General features: G+C 68.5%; 23 protein-coding genes. 4 read left to right on the forward strand and 19 right to left on the reverse strand.

Annotated features, from left to right (window positions below; translation table 11 throughout):
- Window positions 1-283: 283 nt before the first annotated feature.
- From lipL to mutA, 4 genes are all read right to left on the reverse strand, one after another.
- Window positions 284-1,552: an esterase/beta-lactamase LipL gene (lipL, locus tag G6N61_RS06105; protein WP_179973579.1), complete on the reverse strand. Its 1,269-nt coding sequence runs from the start codon at window positions 1,550-1,552 to the stop codon at window positions 284-286.
- Between the two features lie 110 nt (window positions 1,553-1,662).
- A complete protein-coding gene (meaB, locus tag G6N61_RS06110) occupies window positions 1,663-2,640 on the reverse strand; it encodes a methylmalonyl Co-A mutase-associated GTPase MeaB (protein WP_163917719.1) in 978 nt (325 codons plus the stop codon).
- Window positions 2,641-4,911 (reverse strand): methylmalonyl-CoA mutase, encoded by a 2,271-nt coding sequence (scpA, locus tag G6N61_RS06115; protein WP_163917720.1) that lies wholly within the window; start codon window positions 4,909-4,911, stop codon window positions 2,641-2,643.
- A 1-nt stretch (window position 4,912) separates the two neighbouring features.
- Window positions 4,913-6,772: a methylmalonyl-CoA mutase small subunit gene (mutA, locus tag G6N61_RS06120; protein WP_407666471.1), complete on the reverse strand. Its 1,860-nt coding sequence runs from the start codon at window positions 6,770-6,772 to the stop codon at window positions 4,913-4,915.
- 177 nt (window positions 6,773-6,949) lie between these two features.
- Between mutA and G6N61_RS06125 the strand changes: the two genes are divergently transcribed.
- Window positions 6,950-7,699 (forward strand): TVP38/TMEM64 family protein, encoded by a 750-nt coding sequence (locus G6N61_RS06125; RefSeq protein WP_163917721.1) that lies wholly within the window; start codon window positions 6,950-6,952, stop codon window positions 7,697-7,699.
- 12 nt (window positions 7,700-7,711) lie between these two features.
- Here the strand turns inward: G6N61_RS06125 and G6N61_RS06130 are convergent, their stop codons facing one another.
- From G6N61_RS06130 to G6N61_RS06140, 3 genes are read right to left on the reverse strand one after another with little or no spacing between them, the layout of a single operon-like run.
- Window positions 7,712-8,068, reverse strand: coding sequence for a DoxX family protein (locus G6N61_RS06130; protein ID WP_163917722.1), 357 nt, complete (start codon window positions 8,066-8,068; stop codon window positions 7,712-7,714).
- On the reverse strand, window positions 8,065-9,285 hold the full coding sequence (locus G6N61_RS06135) for an SPFH domain-containing protein (RefSeq protein WP_163917723.1): 1,221 nt from the start codon (window positions 9,283-9,285) through the stop codon (window positions 8,065-8,067). The genes G6N61_RS06130 and G6N61_RS06135 overlap by 4 nt, the downstream gene beginning before the upstream one ends.
- Window positions 9,286-9,301: 16 nt before the next feature.
- Complete coding sequence (locus G6N61_RS06140) at window positions 9,302-9,733, reverse strand: NfeD family protein (RefSeq protein WP_163917724.1); 432 nt, start codon at window positions 9,731-9,733, stop codon at window positions 9,302-9,304.
- Between the two features lie 59 nt (window positions 9,734-9,792).
- Between G6N61_RS06140 and G6N61_RS06145 the strand changes: the two genes are divergently transcribed.
- On the forward strand, window positions 9,793-10,650 hold the full coding sequence (locus tag G6N61_RS06145; protein WP_163917725.1) for an Rv1486c family protein: 858 nt from the start codon (window positions 9,793-9,795) through the stop codon (window positions 10,648-10,650).
- On the opposite strand, the gene G6N61_RS06150 is transcribed toward G6N61_RS06145, so the two are convergent.
- From G6N61_RS06150 to G6N61_RS06190, 9 genes are all read right to left on the reverse strand, one after another.
- Complete coding sequence (locus tag G6N61_RS06150) at window positions 10,647-11,735, reverse strand: ferrochelatase (RefSeq protein ID WP_163917726.1); 1,089 nt, start codon at window positions 11,733-11,735, stop codon at window positions 10,647-10,649. The two genes, G6N61_RS06145 and G6N61_RS06150, sit on opposite strands and share 4 nt — an antisense overlap.
- Window positions 11,736-11,748: 13 nt before the next feature.
- Complete coding sequence (gene inhA / locus G6N61_RS06155; protein ID WP_163917727.1) at window positions 11,749-12,558, reverse strand: NADH-dependent enoyl-ACP reductase InhA; 810 nt, start codon at window positions 12,556-12,558, stop codon at window positions 11,749-11,751.
- Window positions 12,559-12,607: 49 nt separating this feature from the next.
- Complete coding sequence (fabG1, locus tag G6N61_RS06160) at window positions 12,608-13,324, reverse strand: 3-oxoacyl-ACP reductase FabG1 (protein WP_163917728.1); 717 nt, start codon at window positions 13,322-13,324, stop codon at window positions 12,608-12,610.
- Between the two features lie 74 nt (window positions 13,325-13,398).
- A complete protein-coding gene (locus tag G6N61_RS06165; RefSeq protein WP_163917729.1) occupies window positions 13,399-14,406 on the reverse strand; it encodes a VWA domain-containing protein in 1,008 nt (335 codons plus the stop codon).
- 32 nt (window positions 14,407-14,438) lie between these two features.
- A complete protein-coding gene (locus G6N61_RS06170; RefSeq protein ID WP_163917730.1) occupies window positions 14,439-15,377 on the reverse strand; it encodes a DUF58 domain-containing protein in 939 nt (312 codons plus the stop codon).
- Complete coding sequence (gene moxR1 / locus G6N61_RS06175; protein ID WP_163917731.1) at window positions 15,374-16,516, reverse strand: chaperone MoxR1; 1,143 nt, start codon at window positions 16,514-16,516, stop codon at window positions 15,374-15,376. Before moxR1 ends, G6N61_RS06170 begins: the two co-directional genes overlap by 4 nt.
- Window positions 16,517-16,658: 142 nt before the next feature.
- Complete coding sequence (gene ripB, locus G6N61_RS06180) at window positions 16,659-17,300, reverse strand: NlpC/P60 family peptidoglycan endopeptidase RipB (protein ID WP_235887588.1); 642 nt, start codon at window positions 17,298-17,300, stop codon at window positions 16,659-16,661.
- 68 nt (window positions 17,301-17,368) lie between these two features.
- Window positions 17,369-18,814 carry an NlpC/P60 family peptidoglycan endopeptidase RipA gene (gene ripA / locus G6N61_RS06185; RefSeq protein ID WP_163917733.1) on the reverse strand — a complete coding sequence of 482 codons (1,446 nt, stop codon included), beginning with the start codon at window positions 18,812-18,814 and terminating at the stop codon, window positions 17,369-17,371.
- A 218-nt stretch (window positions 18,815-19,032) separates the two neighbouring features.
- A complete protein-coding gene (locus G6N61_RS06190) occupies window positions 19,033-19,572 on the reverse strand; it encodes an Rv1476 family membrane protein (protein ID WP_163917734.1) in 540 nt (179 codons plus the stop codon).
- A 172-nt stretch (window positions 19,573-19,744) separates the two neighbouring features.
- On the opposite strand from G6N61_RS06190, the gene acnA reads away from it, so the two are divergent.
- Together acnA and G6N61_RS06200 are read left to right on the forward strand one after the other, a co-directional pair.
- Complete coding sequence (acnA, locus tag G6N61_RS06195; RefSeq protein WP_308215012.1) at window positions 19,745-22,549, forward strand: aconitate hydratase AcnA; 2,805 nt, start codon at window positions 19,745-19,747, stop codon at window positions 22,547-22,549.
- 37 nt (window positions 22,550-22,586) lie between these two features.
- Window positions 22,587-23,150, forward strand: coding sequence for a TetR/AcrR family transcriptional regulator (locus tag G6N61_RS06200; protein WP_163917736.1), 564 nt, complete (start codon window positions 22,587-22,589; stop codon window positions 23,148-23,150).
- A gap of 11 nt (window positions 23,151-23,161) precedes the next feature.
- Here the strand turns inward: G6N61_RS06200 and G6N61_RS06205 are convergent, their stop codons facing one another.
- The 3 genes from G6N61_RS06205 to G6N61_RS06215 form a co-directional block, all read right to left on the reverse strand.
- Window positions 23,162-23,347 (reverse strand): helix-turn-helix domain-containing protein, encoded by a 186-nt coding sequence (locus G6N61_RS06205; protein WP_163917737.1) that lies wholly within the window; start codon window positions 23,345-23,347, stop codon window positions 23,162-23,164.
- Window positions 23,348-23,469: 122 nt separating this feature from the next.
- Window positions 23,470-25,098, reverse strand: a complete 1,629-nt coding sequence (locus tag G6N61_RS06210) for an ABC-F family ATP-binding cassette domain-containing protein (RefSeq protein ID WP_163917738.1) — start codon at window positions 25,096-25,098, stop codon at window positions 23,470-23,472.
- Between the two features lie 44 nt (window positions 25,099-25,142).
- Window positions 25,143-25,979, reverse strand: a complete 837-nt coding sequence (locus G6N61_RS06215) for an enoyl-CoA hydratase (protein WP_179973580.1) — start codon at window positions 25,977-25,979, stop codon at window positions 25,143-25,145.
- Between the last annotated feature and the right edge of the window lie 13 nt (window positions 25,980-25,992).

Raw genomic sequence — 25,992 nt, forward strand, 5'->3', positions numbered from 1 at the left:
CCCTGCTGAGAGGCATGGGACCAAAGGTATGTGTTAGCCGGATGTGACAGCTGGGCATTCAAGCGCGCCTGCGGCCGGCGGCACGGGTCACGACGACTGGCAATGGTGAGCGGAGTAACGCATATTGTCGACACCGTCGTATCGGCAACCGATCAGGCCAAAGGTCGGTTTTGGCCCGGCAAACCGTACTGGCTCAACGTCTTTGGGCCAAAACCGCTGCTACACAAGCCAATCGCGTAATCGCGGTACGTGACCACGCGGTTTCAGGAACGTAGCCAGTCCGTCAGACGGCATCCTCCGCGAGGCCGTCGAACGACGATCCAAAATGGCCGATCGGGGTGTGTCCATGCTTGCGGGCATTGGCCACCCCACGTCGAATCAGTGCAGCGGTCGCCACGAAGCCCGCCTGGTCCCCGACGACCATCGGAGTTAGCAGGCGGTTGTGCACGAAACCGAACGCCAGGCCGCTGCTCGGGTCCGCCCAGCCCAGCGATCCGCCGAGACCCACGTGTCCGAAGCCCGGCATGATGCCGCCCAGCGGCAGCCCGTGGTACCCGAGATGGAACGACATCGGCATGAGCAGGGTGCCGTCGGGGTGCAGGCTACGACGTCCGGTGAGGCTCGCCGTCAGCTCCTGGGACAGGAACCGCGTCCCTCCCACCGTGCCACCGTTCGCGATGGCGCCGTACATCCGGGCGAGACCGCGTGCCGTGGCCACGCCGTTGGCGGCAGGCAGCTCGGCGTCGAGCAGCGGGATGTCGCGCTGGACGGTCGCCTTCATGCCCGGGAAGTAGAGCGACCCGAAACCACCGGCGATCGGGAGCGCCGCGATGCGCGGTGCGACCAGGTTGAAGATGGGGTTCTGCAACCGGCTCTGCGGTCCGATGATGCGGGCAGGCTGGGTGGGCGCGCTCAGCGGTGGGCGTCCGAGGTGGATGCCGTCGGTGTCGAGCGGTTCGGCGAGTTCGGTGCGGAACAGGTCGCGCATGCCGCGTCCGGTGACGGCTCGGGCGAGACCCGACACCAGCCAGCCGAAAGTGATCGCGTGATAGGCCGGTCGACCCCGCAGCACGCCCATCGGAGCCGCTGCCATGCGCTCCTCCATGAGCACGTGGTCCATCATGTCCACCGACGTGGCGCGGTTGAGGTGGGACAGGCCGGCACGGTGCCGCAGCATCTCCCGCACCGTGACGCGTGACTTGCCGTTCGCGCCGAACGCGGACCAGTACTCGGCGACCGGGGCGTCGTAGTCGATCAGACCGCGGTCGGCCAACCGGTGGATCACCGTCGCGGCCGCACCCTTGGTCGCCGAGAACACCATGGCACCGGTGTCGGCAACCCAGTGTCGCCTGCCGCGCCGATCGGCCCAGCCCGTCCACACGTCGACGACGGGTTCGCCGTCGAGGTAGATGGCCAGCGCGCCGCCGCCGAGACGGGGATGCGGGAACAGCGTCGCGAACGCGCGCACGGCACAGGCGAAGTTGGGGTCCGCCGCGCCCTGAACGCCGTGCGGAAGCGCCTCGCTGCGCTCCCGAAGTGTTGCTGGGGTCACAGTCGAGAAGATTACAGACAGGTGTCCAGTTAGGGACCACCCGTTATCGATCCGATGAGGATTCGACGGTGACACCGTTGCCTGACCGCGCCGGGCCGCCGAATCCGGGGCTAGTCGGCGGACGCGTCGAGGATCGCCTGCGCGGCGAGCGCGGGCGTGAGTTCTCCCTCGCGCACCTGCCGCTCGACGTCCGCCCGGATGGCCTTGACCCCCGGATGGGACAGCACGCGGTCGAGCACGGTGTCGCGCACCATCGACCACGTCCACTCGACCTGCTGGGTGCGGCGCCTCGACTCGAACTCACCGGCATCGGTCAGTACCCGCCGGTGCTCGAGGACGGTCTCCCACAACTTCGCCAGACCATCGCCGGTCAGCGCACTCATCGTCAACACCGGTGGCCGCCAGAGGGTTTCGCGTGGGTAGATCAGGCGGATTGCGCCGGCGAGTTCCCTGGCGGCCGCCTTGGCCTCGACCTCGTGCGGGCCGTCGGCCTTGTTGACCACCACCACGTCGGCGAGTTCGAGCACGCCCTTCTTGATGCCTTGGAGCTGATCACCGGTGCGCGCCAGGGTCAGGAACACGAACGAGTCGACCATGTTGGACACGGTCACCTCGGACTGACCGACGCCCACGGTCTCGACGAGGATCACGTCGTAGCCGGCCGCTTCGAGCAGCACGATCGTCTCGCGGGTGGCCCTGGCCACCCCGCCGAGCGTCCCCGACGTCGGGGACGGCCGGATGTAGGCGTCGGGATGCACTGCCAGGCGCGCCATTCGGGTCTTGTCACCCAGTATCGAACCGCCGGTTCGCGTCGACGACGGATCCACCGCGACCACCGCCACGCGGTGCCCCCGTTCGATGAGGTGCATGCCCAGCGCCTCGATCGTCGTCGACTTCCCGACTCCCGGTACGCCGGTGATCCCCACGTGGTGGCCGCTGCCCGCCTCGGGCATCAACTCCAGCAGCAGTGCCTGCGCCCGATCCCTGTGATCGGACCGGGTCGACTCGACCAGGGTGATGGCACGCGCCAATGCGGAACGGTCGCCGCCGCGCACGGCCTTGGCGAGGTCCTCCACGCCGTCGGTCATCTAGCCGAGGTCGTAACCGAGCCGCTCGGCCAGCTTCTGCAGCAGACCGATGGCTGCATCGGCGATCACGGTGCCCGGCGGGAAGATCGCGGCCGCGCCCGCGGCGTACAGCTCGTCGAAGTCGCCGGGCGGGATGACGCCGCCCACCACGACCATGATGTCGGGCCTGTCGACCGCTGCGAGGGCGTCGCGCAGGGCGGGCACCAGCGTCAGATGCCCCGCCGCCAACGAGGAGACGCCGACGACGTGCACGTCGTTGTCCGCGGCCTGCCGCGCCACTTCGTCGGGCGTGGAGAACAGCGAGCCCACGTCGACGTCGAAGCCGATGTCGGCGAACGCCGTCGCGATGACCTTCTGCCCGCGGTCGTGCCCGTCTTGGCCCATCTTGGCCACCAGGATGCGCGGCCGCCGACCGTCCGCCTCGGCGAACTTCTCGACCAGTTCCGTTGCAGCGCTGACGTTGCTCGCCTTACCCACCTCGTCCCGGTAGACCCCTGCGATCGTGCGGATCTCGGCCTGATGCCGCCCGTAGACCTTCTCCAGCGCGTCGGAGATCTCCCCCACCGTCGCCTTGGCGCGCGCCGCGTCGATCGCGAGCGCCAGCAGGTTGTTCCCCAGGCCGTCCGCCCCGGATGGACCGGAAGCCGCTGCGGCTCTTGTCAATTCGGCCAGCGCGGCCTGGGTGGCGGCCTCGTCGCGATCGGCGCGCAACTGCTGCAGCTTCGCGATCTGCTCGGCACGCACGCGGCTGTTCTCGACCTTGAGGACCTCGACCTCCTGGTCCTCGTCGACCTGGTACTTGTTGATGCCGATCACCGTCTGCGCACCCGAGTCGATCCGCGCCTGGGTGCGGGCGGCGGCCTCCTCGATGCGCAGCTTCGGGATGCCCTCGCCGATCGCCTGCGCCATCCCGCCGTGCTCGGCGACCTCGCGGATGTGGGCGCGCGCCTTCTCGGCCAGCTGATGGGTCAGGAATTCGACGTAGTAGGAGCCACCCCACGGGTCGATCGGTCGCGTGGTGCCCGACTCCTGCTGCAGCACCAACTGGGTGTTGCGGGCGATGCGCGCCGAGAAGTCCGTGGGCAGTGCCAGGGCCTCGTCGAGTGCGTTGGTGTGCAGCGACTGGGTGTGGCCCTGCGTCGCGGCCATCGCCTCGATGCACGTGCGCGCCACGTTGTTGAACGGATCCTGCGCGGTGAGCGACCACCCCGAGGTCTGCGAGTGGGTGCGCAGCGACAGCGACTTCTCGTTCTTCGGTTCGAACTGCGCGACGAGTTCGCTCCACAGCAGACGGCCCGCACGCAGCTTGGCCACCTCCATGAAGAAGTTCATCCCGATGCCCCAGAAGAAGGACAGCCGCGGCGCGAAGGAGTCGATGTCGAGGCCGGCATCCAGACCGGCCTTGAGGTACTCGACACCGTCGGCCAGCGTGTAGCCGAGTTCGAGATCGGCTGTCGCCCCGGCTTCCTGGATGTGGTAGCCCGAGATCGAGATCGAATTGAACTTCGGCATCTTCACGCTGGTGTAGCCGAAGATGTCGGAGATCACCCGCATCGACGGCTTGGGCGGGTAGATGTAGGTGTTGCGGACCATGAACTCCTTGAGGATATCGTTCTGGATGGTCCCCGCCAGCTTCTCCGGCGGCACGCCCTGCTCCTCCGCGGCCACGACGTACAACGCCAGGATCGGCAGCACGGCGCCGTTCATGGTCATCGACACCGACACCGTCGACAGGTCTATCCCGTCGAACAGCTGCCGCATGTCGAGGATCGAGTCGATCGCCACGCCCGCCATCCCCACGTCACCGGCGACGCGCGGGTGGTCCGAGTCGTAGCCGCGGTGGGTGGCCAGGTCGAAGGCCACCGACAGGCCCTTCTGCCCGGCGGCGAGGTTGCGCCGGTAGAACGCATTGGACTCGGCGGCCGTGGAGAACCCCGCGTACTGGCGGATGGTCCATGGCTGGTTGACGTACATCGTCGGGTACGGCCCGCGGACGAACGGCGCTGCACCGGGGAAGCTGTCCAGCGGATACCCCGCGTCCACGATCGCGTCGCGGTCGGCGGCGATGAACACCGGCTTCACGTCGATGCCCTCGGGCGTGGCCCAATCGAGCTGCTCGGGGGTGTAGCCGTGTGCTTCGGCGGCTTCGGCGACCTGCGCGTCCACCGCGGCGGGAGTGGCGGGTTCGCCCGTCTTGTCGCCGCGCAGCGGCACGTCGGCGAAGCTGGCGATGGCCGTGGTGTCGGACGCGGCTACATCTGATACGGCCATGTCAGGCCCCCAATCTGGTGAGCAGGGTCGACAGCGCGGCGATCGCGTCGATCTTGGCGGTGAGGTACTCGTCGGGCTTGGCTGGATGATCCGCGACCGCCTTCTCCGGGCCGGCCAGGTAGACGTGCGACACCCCGGCCGCGCGTGCGGCTTCGGTCACCTCGGCGGCCTCGTTGCCGTAGCGGGAGTCGGTGCCGCAGATGACGACGACGCTAGGGTCGCCGGCTTCGGTTACCGCGGCGGCGACGCCGGGGGCGCTCACCGTGCCGGGGTTGACGGTCAGGACGCCCCCCGATGCCAGCAGGTTCGCGGCGAACGTGGTCCGGATGTTGTGCTCGGCGAGCGGGCCCAGCGGCAGCAGCAGCGCCGTGGGGCGGGACCCGTGGGCGGCGAGGAAGGCGTCCGAGCGGTCGCGCAGCGCTTCGAAGTCGGCACCCCAGCGCACCACCGCCGGCTCCGAGTCCGCGAGCACGTTCGCAGGCAGCGGAGCCTCGGCGAGATTCGGGTACTCGTTGACGCCGGTCACGGAGGTCCGCCGGTGCGCGACGTCGGCACGACGGCGATCGCGGACCTCGGCGATCTGGGCGCTCACGTAGTCGGCCGAGCGGTCGAACCCGCCGCGGGCCTCGACGTCGGTGAAGTGGGTCCACGCCTGGTCGGCCAGTGCCTGGGTCAGGTCTTCGACGAACCACGATCCGCCTGCGGGGTCGAGGACGCGTCCGACATGCGACTCCTCGAGCAGCAGCAGCTGAGTGTTGCGTGCCATGCGCCGCGCGAACGTCGTTGCGACACCGGGCAATCCGCCAGGGATCGCGCTGTCGAAGGTGTAGACCCCGACGGTGTCCGCTCCCCCGACGCCAGCGGCGAAGGCGGCAAGCGTGGTGCGCAGCATGTTCACCCAGGGATCGCGCTGCGACATCATCGACATGGAGGTGACGGCGTGGATGGTCGCCGCACCGGCGTCGGGCGTCCCGACCACCTCCGCGACGCGCGCCCACAGTTGGCGTGCCGCACGCAGTTTCGCGATCGTCATGAACTGGTCGTCGTCGGCCGCGAAGCGGAAGCTGATCTGGCGCAACGCATCGGGCGTCGGTACGCCACCGTCGGTCAACGCTCGCAGATAGGTGACGCCGACCGCGATCGCCGCACCCAGCTCCCAGGACGCGCTCGCCCCGAGACCGTGGAACGTCGGCCCGTCCACCGTGATGGCACGGACCCCGCCGTCGTAGCCGATCGCCGTGGTCGCGGTGGACACGACGTCGTCGACCGACGGTGCCGCGCGACCCGTCAGCGCTGCGGTCAGCGGGTCTGCGCCCAGATCGATCGACAGCCGTGCGCGCCGATCGTCGTCGAGATCGGTCACCAGCGCCAGCACCGCGTCCGCCGCGGCGGTGTAGTCCGCGCCCGCCTCGAGTATCACCGGGACCAGTTCGAGGAAGACGCCTTCGAGGAGGCGGTCGAGGTCCGCCGCGGGGATTCCCGTCGCCCCGACGCGAAGGGCGAGCGCGCTCGCCCCCTCGGTCAGTGCACTGAGCACCGCTCCGTTGCCTTCGGTCACCGACACCTGTCCCGGCAGCGGGAACGTCTCGACGACCTTCCACCCGGACTTCACGTCCCGGCGGGCATCGCCACCGCGGACGAACGGCCACCGGCCCGGCAGCGGGGGCTCGGGCTGGGAGTCGAGGATCGTGTACAGCGGGCGGATGGGGAAGCCCTCATACGTCTGCGAGTCCAGAAGGTGTTCCGGTTCGGCGCCGAGATCGCTGGGATCCTTCCGGCTGCTCTTCGCGAGGACGCCGGCGACCGCCGCACGCCACTGGTCGCGGTCCGACTCAGCAATGCTGAGCTTCGAACTGGACACCTGTTCGGACACCGATGACTCCCCTGCTATCGACCCTGATGCAGCGTGTGACTTGACAACCGTCCATCAGGCTAAATGATCGGCGTCACGGCGCGAACCAGCAGGCCGACGCTACTGGCGGGTAGCTCGGCCGCGTCGCCCGAGGCGGCGGCGCACGGCCCCGTACCCTTGGAAGACGTGAAGTCCGTCGTGAGCACGTTGCGCGCGGTCCGGGGCGCAATTGCATCGACCGCGACCCAGGTGCCGCGCCGCAAGCTCGTGGCCATCGCGACGGCGATTGTGATTCTCGTCGCAATCGCGCTGCTGGTGCCTCTTCCGTCTGCCGTGCAGCTGCGCGACTGGGCCACCTCGGTCGGGCCGTGGTTCCCACTGGCGTTCTTCGCAGCGCACGTGGTGGTGACGGTGTTGCCCTTCCCCCGGACTGCGTTCACCCTGTCGGCCGGGCTGCTGTTCGGCCCGCTGCTCGGGGTGACCATCGCGGTGGCGGCCAGCACGATCAGCGCCGTCGCGGCACTGTTCCTGGTTCGCGCGGCCGGCCTGCAACTCGGTCGGCTGGTGTCACACCCCAGGGTCGGCATGGTCGACAAGCGGCTACGGGCCCGCGGCTGGGCCACCGTGCTGTCGATGCGGCTGATCCCCGCCGTGCCGTTCTCGGTGCTGAACTACGCCGCAGGTGCGTCGGCGGTGCGCCCGCTCCCCTTCACCCTCGCGTCGTTCGTCGGTCTGCTGCCCGGCACGGCCGCGATCGTGATCCTGGGCGACGCACTGACGGGGAACGTCAGCCCGCTGCTGTTCCTGGTCTCGTCGTGCACGGCCGCGCTGGGAGTCGCGGGACTGTTCTACGAGATCCGGACGCACCGCAGGTCGGAGACCGCAGCCGAGGCGGAGTCGCCGACCCCCGACGCCGAACCCGTCGTCACGACCTGACCGACGCTCCCCTCACGTCCGCGGCGGGCCCTTCGCCGTCATCGTCGCGTACAGGCCGAGGAACCCCGACGCCGCAACGATTCCCGGGCTCCAGTCCCTGGCCTTCACGTGGGCCCCGACGGCCAGCACGAAGTACACGGTCAGCATGAACGTCGTCAGACGCGCCAATCCCGGAAAGCGGTAGACCGACAGCAGCCCGATCGCGGCGGCACTCTTCACGACCGGGATCAGTGGACGCAGTTCGGGCGCGAGGTTGACGTCGTCCAACGCCTTCTCGATGGGCGCGACGGGGATCGCGCACGCGACGGCGTCACCGGCCTGGATGGCGGCCAACACGGCGTAGGTGCGCTTTGCCGTCAGGACGCTCATGACTCGGGTGACCCGTGCCGCGGTGCCTGGGCCGGCTGACGGAAGTCCATGGCCGGGGGCTGGGCCTGCTGCGAGAGCGGTGCGTACTGAGACGGGGCGTCGATGGCGCTGGCGACGGGCTTGCGCGCCTCCGCCTCCGCTCTGGCCACCGCCTCGGCGATCTCCGGGTCGGTCTTGGTGTTGAACCACTCGGCGACCTCGGCCGTATCGTCTTCGGGCTTGGGCAGGTTCTCCTCGACCGGCGACGGCTGATAGCGGAACACGCCGTCCTCGCCGGGCGCTCCGAGCATCTTGGTGAAGCCCTGCAGCGCGGAGCCGAAGTCGCTGGGCACCAGCCAGACCTTGTTCGCCTCGCCCTTGGCCATCAGCGGAAGCGTCTGCAGGTACTGATAGGCCAGCATCTCCGGTGTCGGGCGCCCGGCCTTGATGGCTGCGAACGTCTTCTCGATCGCCTTGGCCTGGCCTTGCGCCTGGAGGTAGGACGCCGCGCGTTCGCCCTGTGCCCGCAGCATCCTGGACTGCCGGTCGGCCTCGGCCGCGAGGATCGCGGCCTGCTTGGCACCCTCGGCCGACAGGATCTGGGCCTGCTTCTGCCCCTCGGCCTGTTTGATCGACGCCTCGCGGTTGCCCTCCGCGGTGAGGATCATCGCGCGCTTCTCGCGGTCGGCGCGCATCTGCTTCTCCATCGAGTCCTGGATCGAGGGAGGCGGGTCGATGCTGCGGAGTTCGACGCGGGCCACGCGCAGTCCCCACCGGCCCGTGGCCTCGTCGAGGACGCCGCGGAGCTGACCGTTGATCTGGTCGCGCGAGGTGAGGGTCTGCTCCAGCGTCATGCCGCCGACGACGTTGCGCAGTGTCGTGGTGGTCAGCTGTTCGACGCCGACGATGTAGTTGCTGATCTGGTACACCGCGGCCTGCGGGCTGGTCACCTGGAAGTAGACGACGGTGTCGATGTTGACGGTCAGGTTGTCCTCGGTGATGACCGGCTGCGGCGGGAAGCTCACCACCCGCTCGCGCAGATCGACCCTGGCGCGGATCTTGTCGACGAACGGCAACAGCAGGGTCAGCTGCCCCGACACCGTCTTGCTGTACCGACCGAGTCGTTCGATCACCGCGGCCTCGGCCTGCGGGATCACCTTGACCGACTTGGCCACGACGACGATGGCGAACAGTACGAGTACGGCAACCAGGACGAGTCCGGCGACAGCACCTTCCATTGCGGTTTCCCCTTACTCAGACGGACTTGAAGACGACTGCGGTGGCGCCGTCGATGCGCACGACGGTGACGTGGTCCCCGGGTTCGTAGACGTCGTCGTCGCTGAGTGGACGCGCCGTCCAGACCTCGCCGTCGAGCTTGACCTGTCCCTCGTGGCGGGCCACCCGGTCGAGCACCAGTGCGCTCTTGCCCTCGAGCGCCTTGGCGAAGTCCGGCAGTCCCGTGCCTGCCGCGAACCTGCGCCGCAGGGCCGGTCGCACCAGGACCAGCAGCAGGATCGACACGACCGCGAAGACGACGCCGTCGACCACGAAGTTGTCGAACAGCAGGCTCGATCCGACTGCGGCCAGGGCGCCGCCGCTGAGCATGAGCAGGAACAGATCGCCGGTGAGGGCCTCCGCCCCGGCCAACCCCACTGCGGCGATCAGCCAGAGCAACCAGACGGGCATGTCGCCAGCGTATCGCGTCGGCGGCCGGTGCGGCCGTCAACTATTACACTGCGGTCATCATGTGGTGTCCCAGTGTTTCCCTCTCCGTGTGGGCCAATGCCTGGCTCGCAGGCGTCGCGGCGCCAGATGACGTTCTTGATGCGCTATCCCTTTGGGCGCCAAGGCATTCGGTGACCGCGTACGACTCGGTTGCCGCCGGCCGGACCGGTCTGCCCTGGCCGGACCTGACCGACGCGGGTGCGGTGTCGATGCTGCAGACGCTGCGCACCGCGGCGGGCCCGACGACGGTTGAACCGGCGTTCCACGTCGTCCTGCCCGTGCCGGGCGACGTCCGTGGGCTGGCACCGGGCACGCAGTTCCAGACCGACGCCATCACCGCGGGCGAGGCCATCGTCGTGACGTCCGCGCGCGGTGACGCGGTCGGGCTGGTACCGGACTTCGTCTACGACGACGACGCGGACTACGACGTGGAGGCCGAGTACGGCGACCCGTTGGCGCTGTCCTGGACCGTCTACTCGCTGCCGACCGCGCCGATCGCCGACTACCACGACCTCGGCCAGGCCGAACTCGACCTGCGGTCGGCGGTGCGTTCCGCCGCCGATGCCCTCGGCACGCTGCGGGCCGGGACCGTCGGCGCGGACGTGGCCGATCCACGCGGCCTCGTCGAGCAGATCCTCGAGTCCGGGAGCGCTCACATGGCACCCGAGCACGCCCCCGCCCGGGCGCTGCGGGTGCTCGAGAACGCTGCGCGTGTCGACGCGATCATCACGGTGAGTTCCGGTCTGATGCCGATCGGCCTGCAGACCACCCACGACATGCAGATCGCCAACGACGCGCTGCGGCCCCTGACCGGGGTGGTGCGCTCGGCGCGCCTGGCAGCGGTGGGCGCGATCCTGCAGTCGGCCTGGCGCGACTAGCCGGGCGGCCGGCCCGCCGAGGCCTCGCCGGGCCTGCGTTGCGACACGCACTGCGGCGTGCACAGCGCGCCGTCGACCGTGCAGCCGTAACCGGGGACGGGTGCCGGGTCGGTCACCCTGAGGGGATCGAGGCCCAGGCGCAGCTCGTCGACCAGATCCACGGCCAGGCGCGCGAATTGCCTGCGCGCGTTGGGCGTGCTGGCCCGCGCGAACGCGATGCCGGCCTCCTCGGCCTGGTCGCGCACCTCGTTGTCGAGGTCCCAGACCACCTCGATGTGGTCGGCGACGAATCCGATGGGACAGACGACGACGGCCTTGGTGCCCGCCTCCTGTAGCGCGGAGAGATGGTCTCCCACATCGGGTTCCAGCCACGGCACCTGAGGCGGGCCGGATCGCGACTGCCACACCTGGTCGTAGGTGGGGAAACCCGCCGCCGCAGCGACCAGGGCCGAGGCGTACGCCACCTGACGGCCGTAGAGGTCGGGGCCGCACAGCGATGCCGCGCGCAGGGGAATCGAGTGGGCGGTGAACACCAGCCGCGCCTCGGCGCGCAGGTCGTCGGGAAGCGTTGCGGCGGCCTCGGAGATCGACTCGGCGAACATCTCGATCAGCAACGGGTGGTCGAAGTACTGGCGCAGCTTCACGAGTTCGGGTGCGCCGTCTCCGGCGGCCGTACGAGCCCGGGCGATGTCCTCCTGGTACTGGGTGCATCCGGAGTAGCCGCCCCACGCGGACGTGGTGAACACTGCCGCGCGCCGGACGCCGTCGTCACGCATCCGCGCGACGGTGTCCTCGACGTAGGGCTCCCAGTTGCGATTGCCGAAGTACACCGGGAGCGTCATGCCGCGGTCGGCCAGTTCGGCCTCGATCTGTTCGATCAGCGCGCGGTTGATGCCGTTGATCGGTGACACGCCACCGAAGTGCAGGTAGTGCTCGGCGACGCCGTCGAGTCGCTCGGGCGGGATGTTGCGTCCGCGGGTCACGTTCTCGAGGAACGGACGAACCTGCTCGGGCCCCTCCGGGCCACCGAACGAGAGCAGGAGCAGCGCGTCGAAGTCCTGCCGGGTACCGCCGCCGAGTTCCATTGCAGCGCGGTATCTACAGCAGCTGCGTGTGTGCGCCACCGTCGGCGTACACGACGGTGCCGGTGGTGGCGGGGAGCCAGTCGGACAGCAGCGCGCACACCGTCTTGGCCACCGGGGTGGGGTCCTTCATGTTCCAGCCGACGGGGGCACGCTGATCCCAGCCCTCTTCGAGCAGTCGCATCTGGTCGCCGGCCTCGGCGCCGAGCGCTCCGCCGACGATCGCGCTCATCGCCAGGGTCCGGATCGGTCCGGCCGCAACGAGGTTCGAGCGGACGCCGAACGGTCCCGCTTCGCGGGCGACGAATCGGTTGACCGATTCGAGCGCACTCTTGGCGACGGTCATCCAGTTGTAGGCGGGCATCGCTCGCGTCGGATCGAAGTCCATGCCGACGATGCTGCCGCCGGAGTTGAGCACCGGCAGTGTCGCCTTCGCCAGCGAGGCATACGAGTACGCCGAGATGTGAATGCCCTTGGCCACGTCCTCGTATGGCGCGTCGAAGAACGGGTTGACGCCCATGCCGGTCTGCGGCATGAAACCGATCGAGTGCACCACGCCGTCGAGCTTGTTGCCTTCGCCGATCACCTCGGTGATGCGGCCGGCGAGGCTGTCGAGATGCTCGCTGTTCTGCACGTCGAGTTCGAGCAGCGGCGCCGGGTTCGGCAGCCGGTCGGCGATGCGCTGGATCAGCTTCATGCGGTCGAAGCCGGTGAGCACCAGCTCGGCACCCGCCTCCTGCGCGACCTTGGCGATGTGGAACGCGATCGACGAGTCGGTGATGATGCCCGTGACGAGGATGCGCTTGCCCTCGAGAAACCCTGTCATTGTGCTGACTCCTTGGTGGGGGAAGTGGTGGCGAGCCGAAGCCCGTAGGTCAGTGGCCCATGCCCATGCCGCCATCGACGGGGATGACGGCCCCGGCGATGTAGCTGGCGTCCTCGGACGCCAGGAAGCTCACGGCGCCGGCGACCTCTTCGGCCGTCCCGACCCGCTTGGCGGGGATGTACTCCAATGCGCCGGTCTGGATCCGCTCGTCGAGTGAGCGGGTCATCTCGGTGTCGATGTAGCCCGGGGCCACGACGTTGGCGGTGACCCCTGCCTTGGACAACTCGCGCGAGATGGACCGCGCCATGCCGATCAGACCGGCCTTGGCCGCCGCGTAGTTGGCCTGGTTGCCGATGCCCCACATGCCGGAGACGGAACCGATGAAGACGATCCGGCCGAACCGCTTGCGCTGCATGCTGCGCGAGGCGCGCTGGGCGACCCGGAACGCGCCGGTGAGGTTGGCGTTGATGACGTTCTCGAAGCGCTCCTCCGTCATCCGGATGAGGAACGCGTCCTGGGAGATACCGGCGTTGGAGACCAGCACCTCGACGGCACCCTGATGCTCCTCGACCTCCGTGAAGGCGCGATCGACGGCAGCGCTGTCGGTGACGTCGCACTCGACGCCGAACAGGCCGTCGGGTGCTCCGGAGCCACGGTGGGTGACGGCCACCTTGTGTCCGTCGGCGGCCAGGCGCTGGGCGATGGCGAGACCGATGCCTCGGTTGCCACCGGTGACGAGGACTGAGCGCGATACGAAGTCCGGCATGCTCGCCAACCTATCGCCTCGGTCGGGCGTGATCGAAATCGGATCCGCGGTGCGGCAGGGGCACGACGGGCGGTTCAGCCCGGCAGCCGGCGGTTCAACAGCAGCGCGCCGAGGGCGGCGAATGCCAGGAGGAACGCGCCCAGCCGGAGCCAACCGACGCTCGCGTCACCCTTGATCGTCTCGTATCCGATCTGCTCCTGCAGGGTCGTGAACACGTCCTTGAGCTGCTGCAGGCTGGACGCGGTGTACGCGCTGCCCCCGGAGAGGTCGGCGATCTTCTTCAGCATCTCGTCGTCGACGGGCACCGGCTGACGCTGCCCGTTGATCTCGACGAAGCCATACGGAGTGCCGAACGACACGGTCGAGACGGGCACGCCCTGGTCCTTGGCCGTGCGGGCCGCGGTGTAGGCGCCCTTCGGGTTGTCCGGATTCGACGGCACCGTCTCCTTGCCGTCCGACATCAGCACGACGCGCGCAGGTGGGGCGTCCTCTCCCCCGCCGATCACCGCGCCGACGGTGGCGATCGCCTGCAGGGCGGTGAAGATGCCCTCGCCGGTTGCGGTGCGGTCGGCCAGCTGCAGCTTGTCGATGGCGGCCTTCGACGCCTCGCGGTTCGTCGTCGGAGCCACCAGCACGGTCGCCGTGCCCGCGTAGGCGATGAGACCGAGGTTGATTCCGGGCGTCAGCTGATCGGCGAACTGCTTCGCCGCCTCCTGTGCGGCCACCAGGCGGTTCGGGGCGACGTCGGTGGCGCGCATCGACTGCGACACGTCGATCACCAGCATCACCACCGCGCGATTGCGCGGTATGCGAACGTCGTTCGTCGGCGCGGCCATCGCGACGGTGAAGAGCACCATGGACAGGACGAGCAGGATCGCGGGCAGGTGCTTCCAGCGCGTGCTCCGCTTCGGGGCGATGCTCTCGAGCAACTCCATGTTCGCGAAGCGCAGCATCCGCTTCTGCCGGGCCAGCTGCGCCACGACGTACAGCCCGGCGACGGCGGCGACGACGATCAGGAACAGCAAATACCAGGGGTGTTCGAAGCCGGACAGGCTCATCGGCCCGAGCAGGGGTAACGTCATGTGTTGCTTGCCATTTCAGCCCGAATCCCTCGCTACCGGAGAGCCAGACGGCGGTTCGCCACGAACCTCACCACGTCGGCGATCCAGTCGCGGTCGGTGCGCAGGGTCAGCAGCGGCGCACCGCACCGGCGCAGCGTCCTGGCCACCTCGGCGCGGTGTGCGCCTGCCGCCTTCGCGAAGTCCTCGCGCAGCTGAGCATCGATCGTGAACTCGCGCGTCACACCGGATTCGGTGTCCTGCAGGATCACCTCGCCGACGTCGGGCAGTTCCACGTCACGGGGGTCGAGCACCTCGATGCCCAGCACCTCGTGCCGGCCGGCGATGGCGCGCAACGGCTTCATCCACGTGATCGGCCCGAGGAAGTCGCTGATGACCACGGCCATGCCGCGGCGCCGCTCCGGCCTGCGCAGTGCATCGATGGCCGCCGCGAGGTCACCGCGCACGCCCACCGGCGCCTTGGGCATCGTCGCGATGGTCCGGAGGATCTCCTGCTCGTGCAACCGGCCGGACAGCGCGGGCACCCGCTTGGTGGCGTCACCGTTGGTGATCACGGCGCCCAACCGGTTCCCGCCGCCACTGTTGAGGAATGCCACCGCCGCCGCCGCGGCCACTGCCAGGTCGCGCTTCTCGCAGCCCGCCGTGCCGAAGTCGAGGCTCGCCGAGACGTCCACGACCAACCACGTCTCGAGTTCGCGGTCGGCGATCATCTGCCGCACGTGCGGGGTGGTGGTGCGCGCCGTGACCGACCAGTCCATGCGGCGGACGTCGTCGCCGGGCTGGTAGACCCGGGACTCCCCCGGTTCCGAGCCCGGTCCCGGGATCAGTCCCTGATAGTCGCCGTGCAGCACGCCGTCGAGCTTGCGGCGCACCGTCAGTTCGAGCTTGCGCAGCGCTGCCGAGAGTTCGGGGTCACGGATCTGACCCCGTTGCAGTGACGGCAGATCGACTGCCCGGCCCTCGGACCGGGTCACCGACCGCTTGCCGCCGCTGCCGCGGTGGGCACAGCGGGCGCCACCGAATGGCCTTGCTGCGGAATGGCATTGACCTGGGGCAGCGCGACCGTCTGCAGGATGCGGTTGACCACGGTCTCCGCGGACACCTCGTCGGCGAGCGCATCGTAGGTCAGCACCAGGCGGTGCCGCAGCACGTCCGGGATGATCTCCACGACGTCGGTCGGGATGACGTAGTCACGTCCACGGATCAGCGCCAGCGCTCGCGACGCGGCGATGATGCCGAGCGACGCACGCGGCGACGCACCGTAGGCGATCCAGGCCTTGGCGTCGGGCATGCCGAAGCGCTCGGGCTCACGCGTCGCGGTCACGATCCGCACCACGTAGTCGACGAGGGCGTGGTGGACGAAGACGCCTGAGGCCACGCCTTGCAGGCGCAGCAGGTCGTCGGGGTTGAGGATCTGCTTCGGCGTGGGCGGGGTGACGCCCATCCGGTAGATGATCTCGCGCTCCTCCTCGGGCGACGGGTAGTCGATGTTGAGCTTGAACAGGAAGCGGTCGCGCTGGGCTTCGGGGAGCGCGTAGACGCCCTCCTGCTCGATCGGGTTCTGCGTCGCCATGACCAGGAAGGGGTTGGGCAGCGGGAAGGTCTTGCCGCCGATCGACACCTTGCGCTCGGCCATGACCTCGAGCAGTGCCGACTGCACCTTGGCGGGTGCGCGGTTGATCTCGTCGGCGAGCAGGAAGTTCACCATGACCGGACCGACCTCGGTGTCGAACTCCTCCTTGCCCACGCGGTAGATGCGGGTGCCGACGATGTCGGTCGGGACGAGGTCGGGCGTGAACTGGATGCGGGCGAACGTTCCGCCGACCACCTTGGCGAAGGTCTCGACGGCGAGGGTCTTGGCGACACCGGGGACGCCCTCGAGCAGGACGTGCCCCTTGGCGAGCAGCCCGACGAGCATGCGCTCGAGGAGTTGATCCTGGCCGACGATGATGCGCTTCACCTCGAAGATCGCGCGTTCCAGCGTGTGCACCTCCGACTGGAGACCTGCGCTGGCAGGCGGCGGCGTCTGCTGCGGACCGCCGGCGTAGCCCTGCGCCGGGCCGGGACCGGGAAATCCTCCGGCGCCCTGCTGCGGCCCACTCGGTGACGTCATCAAGCACCCTCCACATCGCTCGCGTCAGACCTACCGGTCCGACTCGCCCAGCCAGACGGCGGGCGCTAGTCCCCAACTATTCCAGGCAGTTCGAGATCCGTCGACGTTGCCCGGTTCGGGCGAGTGTCGCGACCCGCGTGGTTCAGGACTCGATGATGCGCGCCAGGTACGGCTGCAGACCCGCTGTGCGCAGGGGGCTGACCGTCACCTTCTCGGCGCTTCCCGACGCCTCGAGCATCTTGCCGCCGCCGAGGTAGATGGCGACGTGCTGGCTGCCGCCGGGGCCCCAGAACAGCAGATCGCCGCGCTTGGCTTGGGACTGCGGCACCTTGCGTCCGGTGTTGTACTGGTCGCCCGAGTACTTGGGAATCTGCACGCCGACGCCGGCGAAGGCGAAGCGGGTGAAGCCCGAGCAGTCGTAGCCGACCTTGCCCGCGTCGTAGTCGACGCCGGCGCTCGGCCCGTTGAGCGCGCCGCCACCCCACGAGTACGGCACGCCCATCTGCGAACCGCCGCGCCTGATGACGTACTCGATCGCCTGCGGCCCGCGCACGCGTCCGCCGGGCAGCGCCGCCGCGGCGGGCTTGCCGCCGAGACCGATGCTGGAGAGGAATTGCTGTCCGAGGTTCTGCGTGGTCTGCAACGCGATCTGGCTCACCTGGAACGACGCGTTGGCGATCGCCACCGGGTCACCGGGCGCCCCCGAGCTGGCCACCTTCGGCAGCGTCGGATCCCACGCACCCTCGTCGGGCGCCGCCGTCGCGGGCACCACGAGCCCGATCATCAGCGCGAACGCGCCGAGCAGCGGTACGAGCGCCTTCGCGATGCGAGAGGACTTGGGAGCCAAGGAGATCACCATTCAATGAGTCGGGTTGCGTACGGCGTCATGCCGCTGGTCCGGACGGGTGAGACCTTCACCACCGAACCGGTGTACGGCGCCTCGAGCATCTGACCGCCGCCGAGGTACATCGCGACGTGCTGGCTGGCATTGGGGCCCCAGAACAGCATGTCGCCGCGCCGCATCTCCGACGTCGGCACCTTGCGGCCCGCGTTGTACTGGGAGCCGGAGTAGTGGTCGAGCTTGATGCCGACGCCGGCGAACATGTAGAGCATCAGGCCCGAGCAGTCGAAGCCGACTGTGCCCGAACCGGAGTCGATTCCGCGACTGGCGCCGGCAGCGTTGCCGCCACCCCACGAGTAGGGCGTGCCCATCACGGCCATGCCGCGCTTGATGACGTACTCGGTGGCCTGCTGTCCGTAGACCCGCGGGATGGCACCGTTGGTGATTCCCGTTGGCGTGGGCAGGATTCCGAGCTTCTGCAGGAAGCTGCGGCCCATCTGCTGGGTCGCCTGCACCGACGTGGTCGCGATCCCCAGGATGGCGTTGATGATCGCGACGGGGTCACCGCTGACGAACGCGCTCGGAATTGCAGGCAGCGTCGGATCCCACGGCGTCGCCCAGTTTCCGCCGGCCGGTGCGGGCGCGCCGGGGGTGCGGTCCCAGTCGGCCGAGGGGCCCGACGGCGTCACCGCGTTTCCGGCGGGCGCAGCGGCCGAGGACGCAGTACCCGCCGGAGCCGTCGAGGACACCTTGCGGACCTCCGCCAGCTTGGCCTGGGCCGCAGCGCGTTCGGCGCTGAGGCGGTCGAGTTCGCGCTGCTGATCCTTGAACGTCTGCTGCGCGTCGGTGAGCGACTTGACCGCGGCGTCCTCGCTCGACTGGGCGTCGGCGAGGGCCTGGTCGGCCTTCTGCTGGGCCATGCGGGCCGCCGAGTCGCGATTGACCTGCTCGGTGCGGGCGCGCATCAAGTCGTCGATCGCCTGACGGGAACTGACGGCGAGCGTCTGCCCGGTGGCGGCGGTGTCGATGATCTCGCGCGGATCGTCGGCGGTGAGGTAGGACGCGGACGGGCCGTTCACGTAGGCCGACGCCGCGAACTGGTCGAACCGCTTTTGCGCGGAGGCGATTGCGGCGTCGGCCTGGGTGAGGGCCGACTTGCTCGCCTCCACTTCGCCGCGCGCCTTGTCGGCGGCTTCCCTGGCGCTCTGCACGCCGACGAGTGCCTGGTTGACGCTCTCCTGCTCGGCCTGGATCTGACTGCCTAGGTCCTGCAACTTCTGATTGGCATCGGCGACTTCGGCCACCAGCGCGGAAATGCCTTCTGGGCCGCCCGGTTCAGCCACGGCGATCCCCGGGCCGTGGCTGAACACCGTGGCGACGAGGACTCCGAGCACTAGTGAGCATGCGCCGACCCGGCCTGACAGGCGGTAGGCAGAGGCGCTCGTGATGCGTCTCATGGGTCTCCGGTCTCCTAGGGCTGCGCGCGAACGCGCCGGAATGTCCGTCGAGTGTCGAGTCACATGAGTCACATTGAACGCACCTGCAACACCGAGCACCTTCTGCACCGTACGTCACAAAAAGCGCTAAAGAAACGCCAGTAACGAATTACAAAGTTGTAATTGAAACCGGCGTTATCGAAAGGTTATGAAGCCTTTTCCGAAATGCGAAGATCGGGTCAGTTCGCAGGCGGCGCAGCGTTTTCCGCGACGTCGGAACCGGCGGGCGCACGCCTCGCCCGAACCTGCAGCAGCCGGGTCGCCACGGCCGCCGCCAGGACGCCGATCACCAGCACGACCGTGAATGCGGTCCACGGGAAGTGCGTTGCCTCCAGTTCGCCGACGAAATTCGTCGCCGATTGCACCGGATTCCCTGTCTTCGCGACGTCTTGGCCGGCCTCGAGGGTGGCGCGGTCGAATTCCTCGCTGTAGGTGCCCGCGAAGGATGGGCTGATCGTCAGCACCGTGGAACCCGGGTGCGCCTGCCCCACCTCGGTGGCGATGTCGCGCAACGGGGTGTCGATCGGCGGGTTGGTTGGGACCACCACGATCTTCAGGTCGATGCCGTTGGCCTTGGCATCGGCCACGACCGCCTTCAGCCCCGGCACGTCGGCCGCAGGCGCACTGACGCCGTCCCTGCTCACCGCAGCGTTGACGGCGACGATGTCCACGTCCGGCGGGATGTAGGCCGGGAACGGAATGACGTGAGGTCCGGTCACACGCGCAGGGTACGGGATCACGCACCCGATGAGTGGGATCGACTGGCATCGAACACGGATCGAGACAAGACTGGACCCCGGCCTTGGTCGCTTAAAAGGACAAGCGTACTGTAGGAATCGGAAGCGCCGCCGACACAGCCCCGTCGCGGCGATTACTACACCGGGAGTTGATGTGAGCAGCGTGAATTCATTCTCCGCGCGCGACACCTTGAAGGTCGGCGACGAGAGCTACGAGATCTACCGGTTGGACGCGGTACCCGGCACGGAGAAGCTCCCGTACAGCCTCAAGGTGCTCGCCGAGAACCTCCTTCGCACCGAGGACGGCGCGAACATCACCAAGGACCACATCGAGGCGATTGCGAAGTGGGATCCGTCGGCCGATCCCAGCGTCGAAATCCAGTTCACCCCGGCCCGGGTGATCATGCAGGACTTCACCGGCGTGCCGTGCATCGTCGACCTTGCCACCATGCGCGAGGCCGTCGGCGACCTCGGCGGCGACCCGCAGAAGGTCAACCCGCTGGCGCCCGCCGACCTGGTCATCGACCACTCGGTGATCGCCGACCTGTTCGGCACCGCCAACGCCTTCGAGCGCAACGTCGAGATCGAGTACGAGCGCAACGGCGAGCGCTACCAGTTCCTGCGCTGGGGTCAGGGCGCGTTCGACGACTTCAAGGTCGTCCCCCCGGGCACCGGCATCGTCCACCAGGTCAACATCGAGTATTTGGCGAGCGTCGTGATGCTGCGCGACGGTGTGGCCTACCCCGACACCTGCGTGGGCACCGACTCCCACACCACGATGGAGAACGGCCTCGGCGTGCTCGGCTGGGGCGTCGGCGGCATCGAGGCCGAGGCCGCGATGCTGGGTCAGCCCGTGTCGATGCTCATCCCCCGCGTCGTCGGCTTCAAGCTCAGCGGCGAGCGCCGCCCGGGCGTCACCGCCACCGACGTCGTCCTCACCGTGACCGAGATGCTGCGCAAGCACGGCGTCGTCGGCAAGTTCGTCGAGTTCTACGGCGAAGGCGTCTCCGAGGTGCCGCTGGCCAACCGCGCCACCCTCGGCAACATGAGCCCCGAATTCGGTTCCACCGCAGCGATCTTCCCGATCGACGAGGTGACCATCGACTACCTGCGCATGACCGGCCGCGACGAGCAGCAGCTGGCACTGGTCGAGGCGTACGCCAAGGCCCAGGGCATGTGGCACGACCCGAGCCGTGAGCCGAAGTTCTCCGAGTACCTCGAACTGGACCTGTCCGACGTGGTGCCGTCGATCGCCGGCCCCAAGCGGCCGCAGGACCGCATCGCGCTCGACGACGCGAAGTCGGCCTTCCGCAAGGACATCCACAACTACGTCACCAACGGTGAGGCTGCACCGGAGACCCAGCTCGACGAGGCGGTCGAGGACACGTTCCCCGCGAGCGATCCTGCGACGCTGAGCTTCGCCGACGACGGCTCCGCACCGTTGCACTCCGCGGCCACCAACGCCGAGGGCCGTCCCACCAAGCCCGTGACCGTGCGCTCCTCCGAGCGTGGCGAGTTCGTCCTCGACCATGGCGCCGTGGCGATCGCGGCGATCACGTCGTGCACGAACACCTCGAACCCCGAGGTCATGATGGGTGCTGCCCTGCTGGCGAAGAAGGCCGTAGAGAAGGGCCTGACCGCCAAGCCCTGGGTGAAGACCACGATGGCCCCGGGCTCGCAGGTGGTCACCGACTACTACGACAAGGCCGGCGTGTGGCCCTACCTGGAGAAGCTGGGCTTCTTCCTGGTGGGTTACGGCTGCACCACCTGCATCGGCAACAGCGGACCGCTGTCCGACGAGATCTCGGCCGCGATCAACGAGAACGATCTGTCCGTGACCGCGGTGCTGTCGGGCAACCGCAACTTCGAGGGCCGGATCAACCCGGACGTGAAGATGAACTACCTGGCCTCTCCGCCCCTGGTGATCGCCTACGCGCTGGCGGGCACCATGGACTTCGACTTCCAGAACGACGCGCTCGGCAAGGACGAGCAGGGCAACGACGTCTTCCTGAAGGACATCTGGCCGACGCAGCAGGAGATCTCCGAGACGATCGCCTCGTCGATCAACCAGGAGATGTTCCGCAAGAACTACGCCGACGTGTTCAAGGGCGACGACCGGTGGCGCAACCTGCCGACTCCCAGCGGCGACACGTTCGAGTGGGATTCCAAGTCGACCTACGTGCGCAAGCCCCCGTACTTCGACGGGATGCCCGCCGAGCCGCAGCCGGTGACCGACATCAGCGGCGCTCGGGTGCTGGCGCTGCTGGGTGACTCGGTCACCACCGACCACATCTCGCCTGCAGGCAACATCAAGGCGGGCACGCCGGCCGCGCAGTACCTCGACGAGCACGGCGTCGACAAGGCGGACTACAACTCCTACGGGTCGCGTCGCGGCAACCACGAGGTGATGATCCGCGGCACGTTCGCGAACATCCGGCTCAAGAACCAGCTGCTCGACGACGTCTCCGGCGGTTACACGCGCGACTTCACGAAGGATGACGCGCCGCAGGCGTTCATCTACGACGCGGCGCAGAACTACGCCGCCCAGGGCACTCCCCTGGTCGTGCTCGGCGGCAAGGAGTACGGCTCGGGCTCGTCGCGCGACTGGGCGGCCAAGGGCACCTCGCTGCTCGGCGTGCGCGCGGTGATCACCGAGTCGTTCGAGCGCATCCACCGGTCGAACCTGATCGGCATGGGCGTCATCCCCCTACAGTTCCCCGAGGGCGAGTCCGCGGCGTCGCTCAAGCTCGACGGCACCGAGGTGTTCGACATCTCGGGCATCGAGGCACTCAACGAGGGCAAGACGCCCAAGACGGTGCACGTGACGGCGACCAAGTCCGGCGGCGACAAGGTCGAGTTCGACGCGGTGGTGCGCATCGACACCCCCGGCGAGGCGGATTACTACCGCAACGGCGGCATCCTGCAGTACGTGCTGCGCAACATGCTGAAGTCGAACTGACCGCAGGCAAAAGAAGTAGAGAAGACGAGGCGCTTCCTTGCCCCGGGTGACCGAGGACCATCTCGCGGCGCGCCGTCGCGAGATCCTCGACGGTGCAAGGAAGTGCTTCGCTCAGTACGGGTACGACAAGGCGACCGTGCGGCGGCTCGAACAGACGATCGGGCTGTCGCGCGGCGCCATCTTCCACCACTTCAAGGACAAGGACACCTTGTTCTTCGAGTTGGCCCACGAAGACGCCGAGCGCATGGCGGACGTCGCCGCCCGCGAGGGACTGGTTCAGGTGATGCGGGACATGTTGGCCGCGCCGGAGCAGTTCGACTGGCTGGCCACGCGGCTGGAAATCGCCAGGAAGTTACGCACGGATCCGGTGTTCAACAAGGGCTGGGCTGAACGCTCGGCGGAGCTGTCGGCAGCGACCACCGAACGGTTGCGTCGGCAGAAACAGGCGGGCCGGTTGCGTGAGGACGTGCCGAGCGAGGTGTTGCAGACCTACCTCGATCTGGTCCTCGACGGCCTCGTCGCCCGACTCGCGTCGGGCGACGACACCGAACGCCTAGGCGCAGTACTCGATCTGGTGGAGGCGTCGGTTCGCCAACGGTGAATCGGGTCTGACTAGCTTCGGGTGCGGTGGTTCGGTCCGCCTCGGCTACGCATGGTGGTGCCGGATTCGCGCAGCATGGCGTGGATGGACCCGTAGGACCGTCCCGTGCTCGCCACTAGCGATCGGATGCTCGCGCCTTTTTCGTAAGCGCTTCGCAGTTCGTCGAGCAGTTGGTCGCGCGACTTGGTGTCTCTCATCAATACCCTCCCGGCAACTCTTCCGGATGTGTGCGGGTGTTGTAATACCCTGCCCATCCGGATTCAATCGCCATGGGCGAGAACTGAGTTTGCGGAGGAGACGGCCCGGCGCGGCCGCGGCATCAGGCCAATTCGATGAGTTCGCGGTATTCGTCTGACCAGAAGTCCTCGGTGCCGTCGGGAAGCAGCACCACGCGCTGCGGTTCCAACGCCTCGGCGGCGCCCGGATCGTGGGTCACCAGAACGACCGCGCCGGCGTAGCTGCGCAGGGCGTCGAGCACCTGCTCACGAGACGCCGGATCCAGGTTGTTGGTCGGTTCGTCGAGCAACAGCACGTTGGCAGTCGACGCCACCAGACCCGCCAGCGCCAGACGCGTCTTCTCGCCACCGGACAGCGTGCCCGCCGGTTGCTCGAGCTGGGGTCCGGTGAACATGAACGCACCGAGCAGACTGCGCAGCTCCTGTTCGCCGGTGTCGGGCGCCGCGTGCCGGATGTTCTCCCACACCGATGCCAGGCCGTCGATCGTGTCGTGCTCCTGAGCGAAGTACCCGAGCTTGAGGCCGTGCCCGGGCTCGATGGCCCCCGCGTCGGCCTTCTCCACGCCCGCGAGGATGCGCAGCAGCGTGGTCTTGCCCGCGCCGTTCAATCCCAGCACGACGACGCGGGAACCCTTGTCGATGGCCAGGTCGACGCCGGTGAAGATCTCCAGCGAGCCGTAGGTCTTGGTGAGGCCCTTGGCCACCAATGGCGTACGACCGCACACCGCTGGCGTCGGGAACCTGATCTTGGCGACCTTGTCGGCAACGCGCTCGTCGTCGAGTTCGGCGATCATGCGCTCGGCCCGACGCAGCATGTTTTGTGCGGCAACGGCTTTGGTGGCCTTGGCGCCCATCTTGGCGGCCTGCGTGCGCAGCGCGCCCGCCTTCTTCTCGGCGTTGGCCCGTTCGCGGCGCCTGCGCTGCTCGTCGGTGGCCCGGGCGTCGAGGTACTTCTGCCAGCCCATGTTGTAGACGTCCGCCTCGCCGCGCACCGCGTCGAGGAACCAGACCCGGTTGACGACGTCGGCGAGCAGCTCCACGTCGTGACTGATGACCACCAGTCCACCGGAGTGGTTCTGCAGGAACGACCGCAGCCACCCAATCGAGTCGGCGTCGAGGTGGTTGGTGGGTTCGTCGAGGAGCAGCGTGGTGTCAGAGCCCGAACCGGTGTCCGACGCCGCGAACAGGATGCGGGCCAGTTCGACGCGGCGTCGCTGACCACCGGACAGGGTGCGCAGCGACTGGGTCAGGATGCGCTCGGGCAGGCCGAGGCTCGCGCAGATGCGGCCCGCCTCGCTCTCCGCGGCGTACCCACCGAGCGCGGCGAAGCGCTCCTCGAGTTCGCCGTAGCGGCGGACCGCCTTGTCACGGGCGGCGTCGTCGGCGACCTCGGCCATGATCGTCTGCTGCTTCTCGAGGTCGGACAGCAGCGTGTCGAGCCCGCGCGCCGAGAGGACGCGGTCCCGGGCCAGCATGTCGAGGTCGCCCTCCCTGGGATCCTGTGGGAGGTACCCGATCTCGCCAGTCCGCTCGATCCTGCCCGCGTAGGGCTCGCCCTCCCCCGCCAGGATGCGCATGGTGGTGGTCTTGCCTGCGCCGTTGCGGCCGACCAGACCGATGCGGTCACCCGGTTGGATGCGCAGTGCCGAGCCTTCGGTGGACAGCAGCGTGCGCGCGCCGGCGCGGACCTCCAGGTCCGTTGCGGTGATCACGCTGCTGACCTACCCCTCTGTGTGTTCGTCGTCGTTACTCGTCGTCACTTGTCGTCGGTGAAGACCGCGGGCCGTTTCTCGGCGCGCGCAGCGACCGCCTCCTCGAAGTTGGCGGTGAGCAGACGCACGTAGAGTTGGCCCAGACCTTCGGCCTGCATGTGACCTTCCAGGCTACCGGCGTCCAGTCCACTCCAGAGCGTGCGCTTGGTCAACTCGATACCCGGCCGGGAGAACCCTGCGATGCGCTCGGCCATCTCGTAGCAGGTGTCCAGTAGCTCGCCGTCGGGCACGGCGCGAGACACCAGTCCGATGCGCTCGGCTTCGGCGGCGTCGACGTCCCGCCCGGTCAGCATGAGTTCGAACGCCCGCGAGGTGCCGATCGCCCGTGGTAGCAGGTAGGACAGCCCGAGTTCGCTCGCGGTGAGACCGTTGTTGATGCCCGCCGCGCGGAAGTAGGCGCCCTCGGCGGCGACCCTGATGTCGCAGGCCAGTGCCAGACACAACCCGCCACCGATGGCCGCCCCGTTGACCGCCGCGATGACGGGCTGGTGCAGCTTGCGTATGGCGAGGATCACGTCGTCGAGCACCTCCATCGACCGCAGCGCGAACGTCGGCCGGGTGAGGCCGGCGACGTGCGGGACCGATCCTGCCGACTTGTGGTCGGCTCCCGACGAGAACCCGCGTCCTGCCCCGGTCAGCACCACGGCGCGCACCGAGTTGTCGTGGGTCAGCTCGTCGAGGGCCGCCTTGAGGGGCACCATGACGTCGAACGCCATCGAGTTCATCCGCTCGGGGCGGTTGAGGGTGACCACTGCGACGTCTGGCCGCGTCCGGTCGACGAGGACGAGGGGCGCGTCGTTCTGCTCGCTCACGACGTGCACGCTATCGCGTGCG

Source organism: Mycolicibacterium arabiense (genome assembly GCF_010731815.2).
GTDB classification, from domain to species: Bacteria; Actinomycetota; Actinomycetes; order Mycobacteriales; family Mycobacteriaceae; genus Mycobacterium; species Mycobacterium arabiense.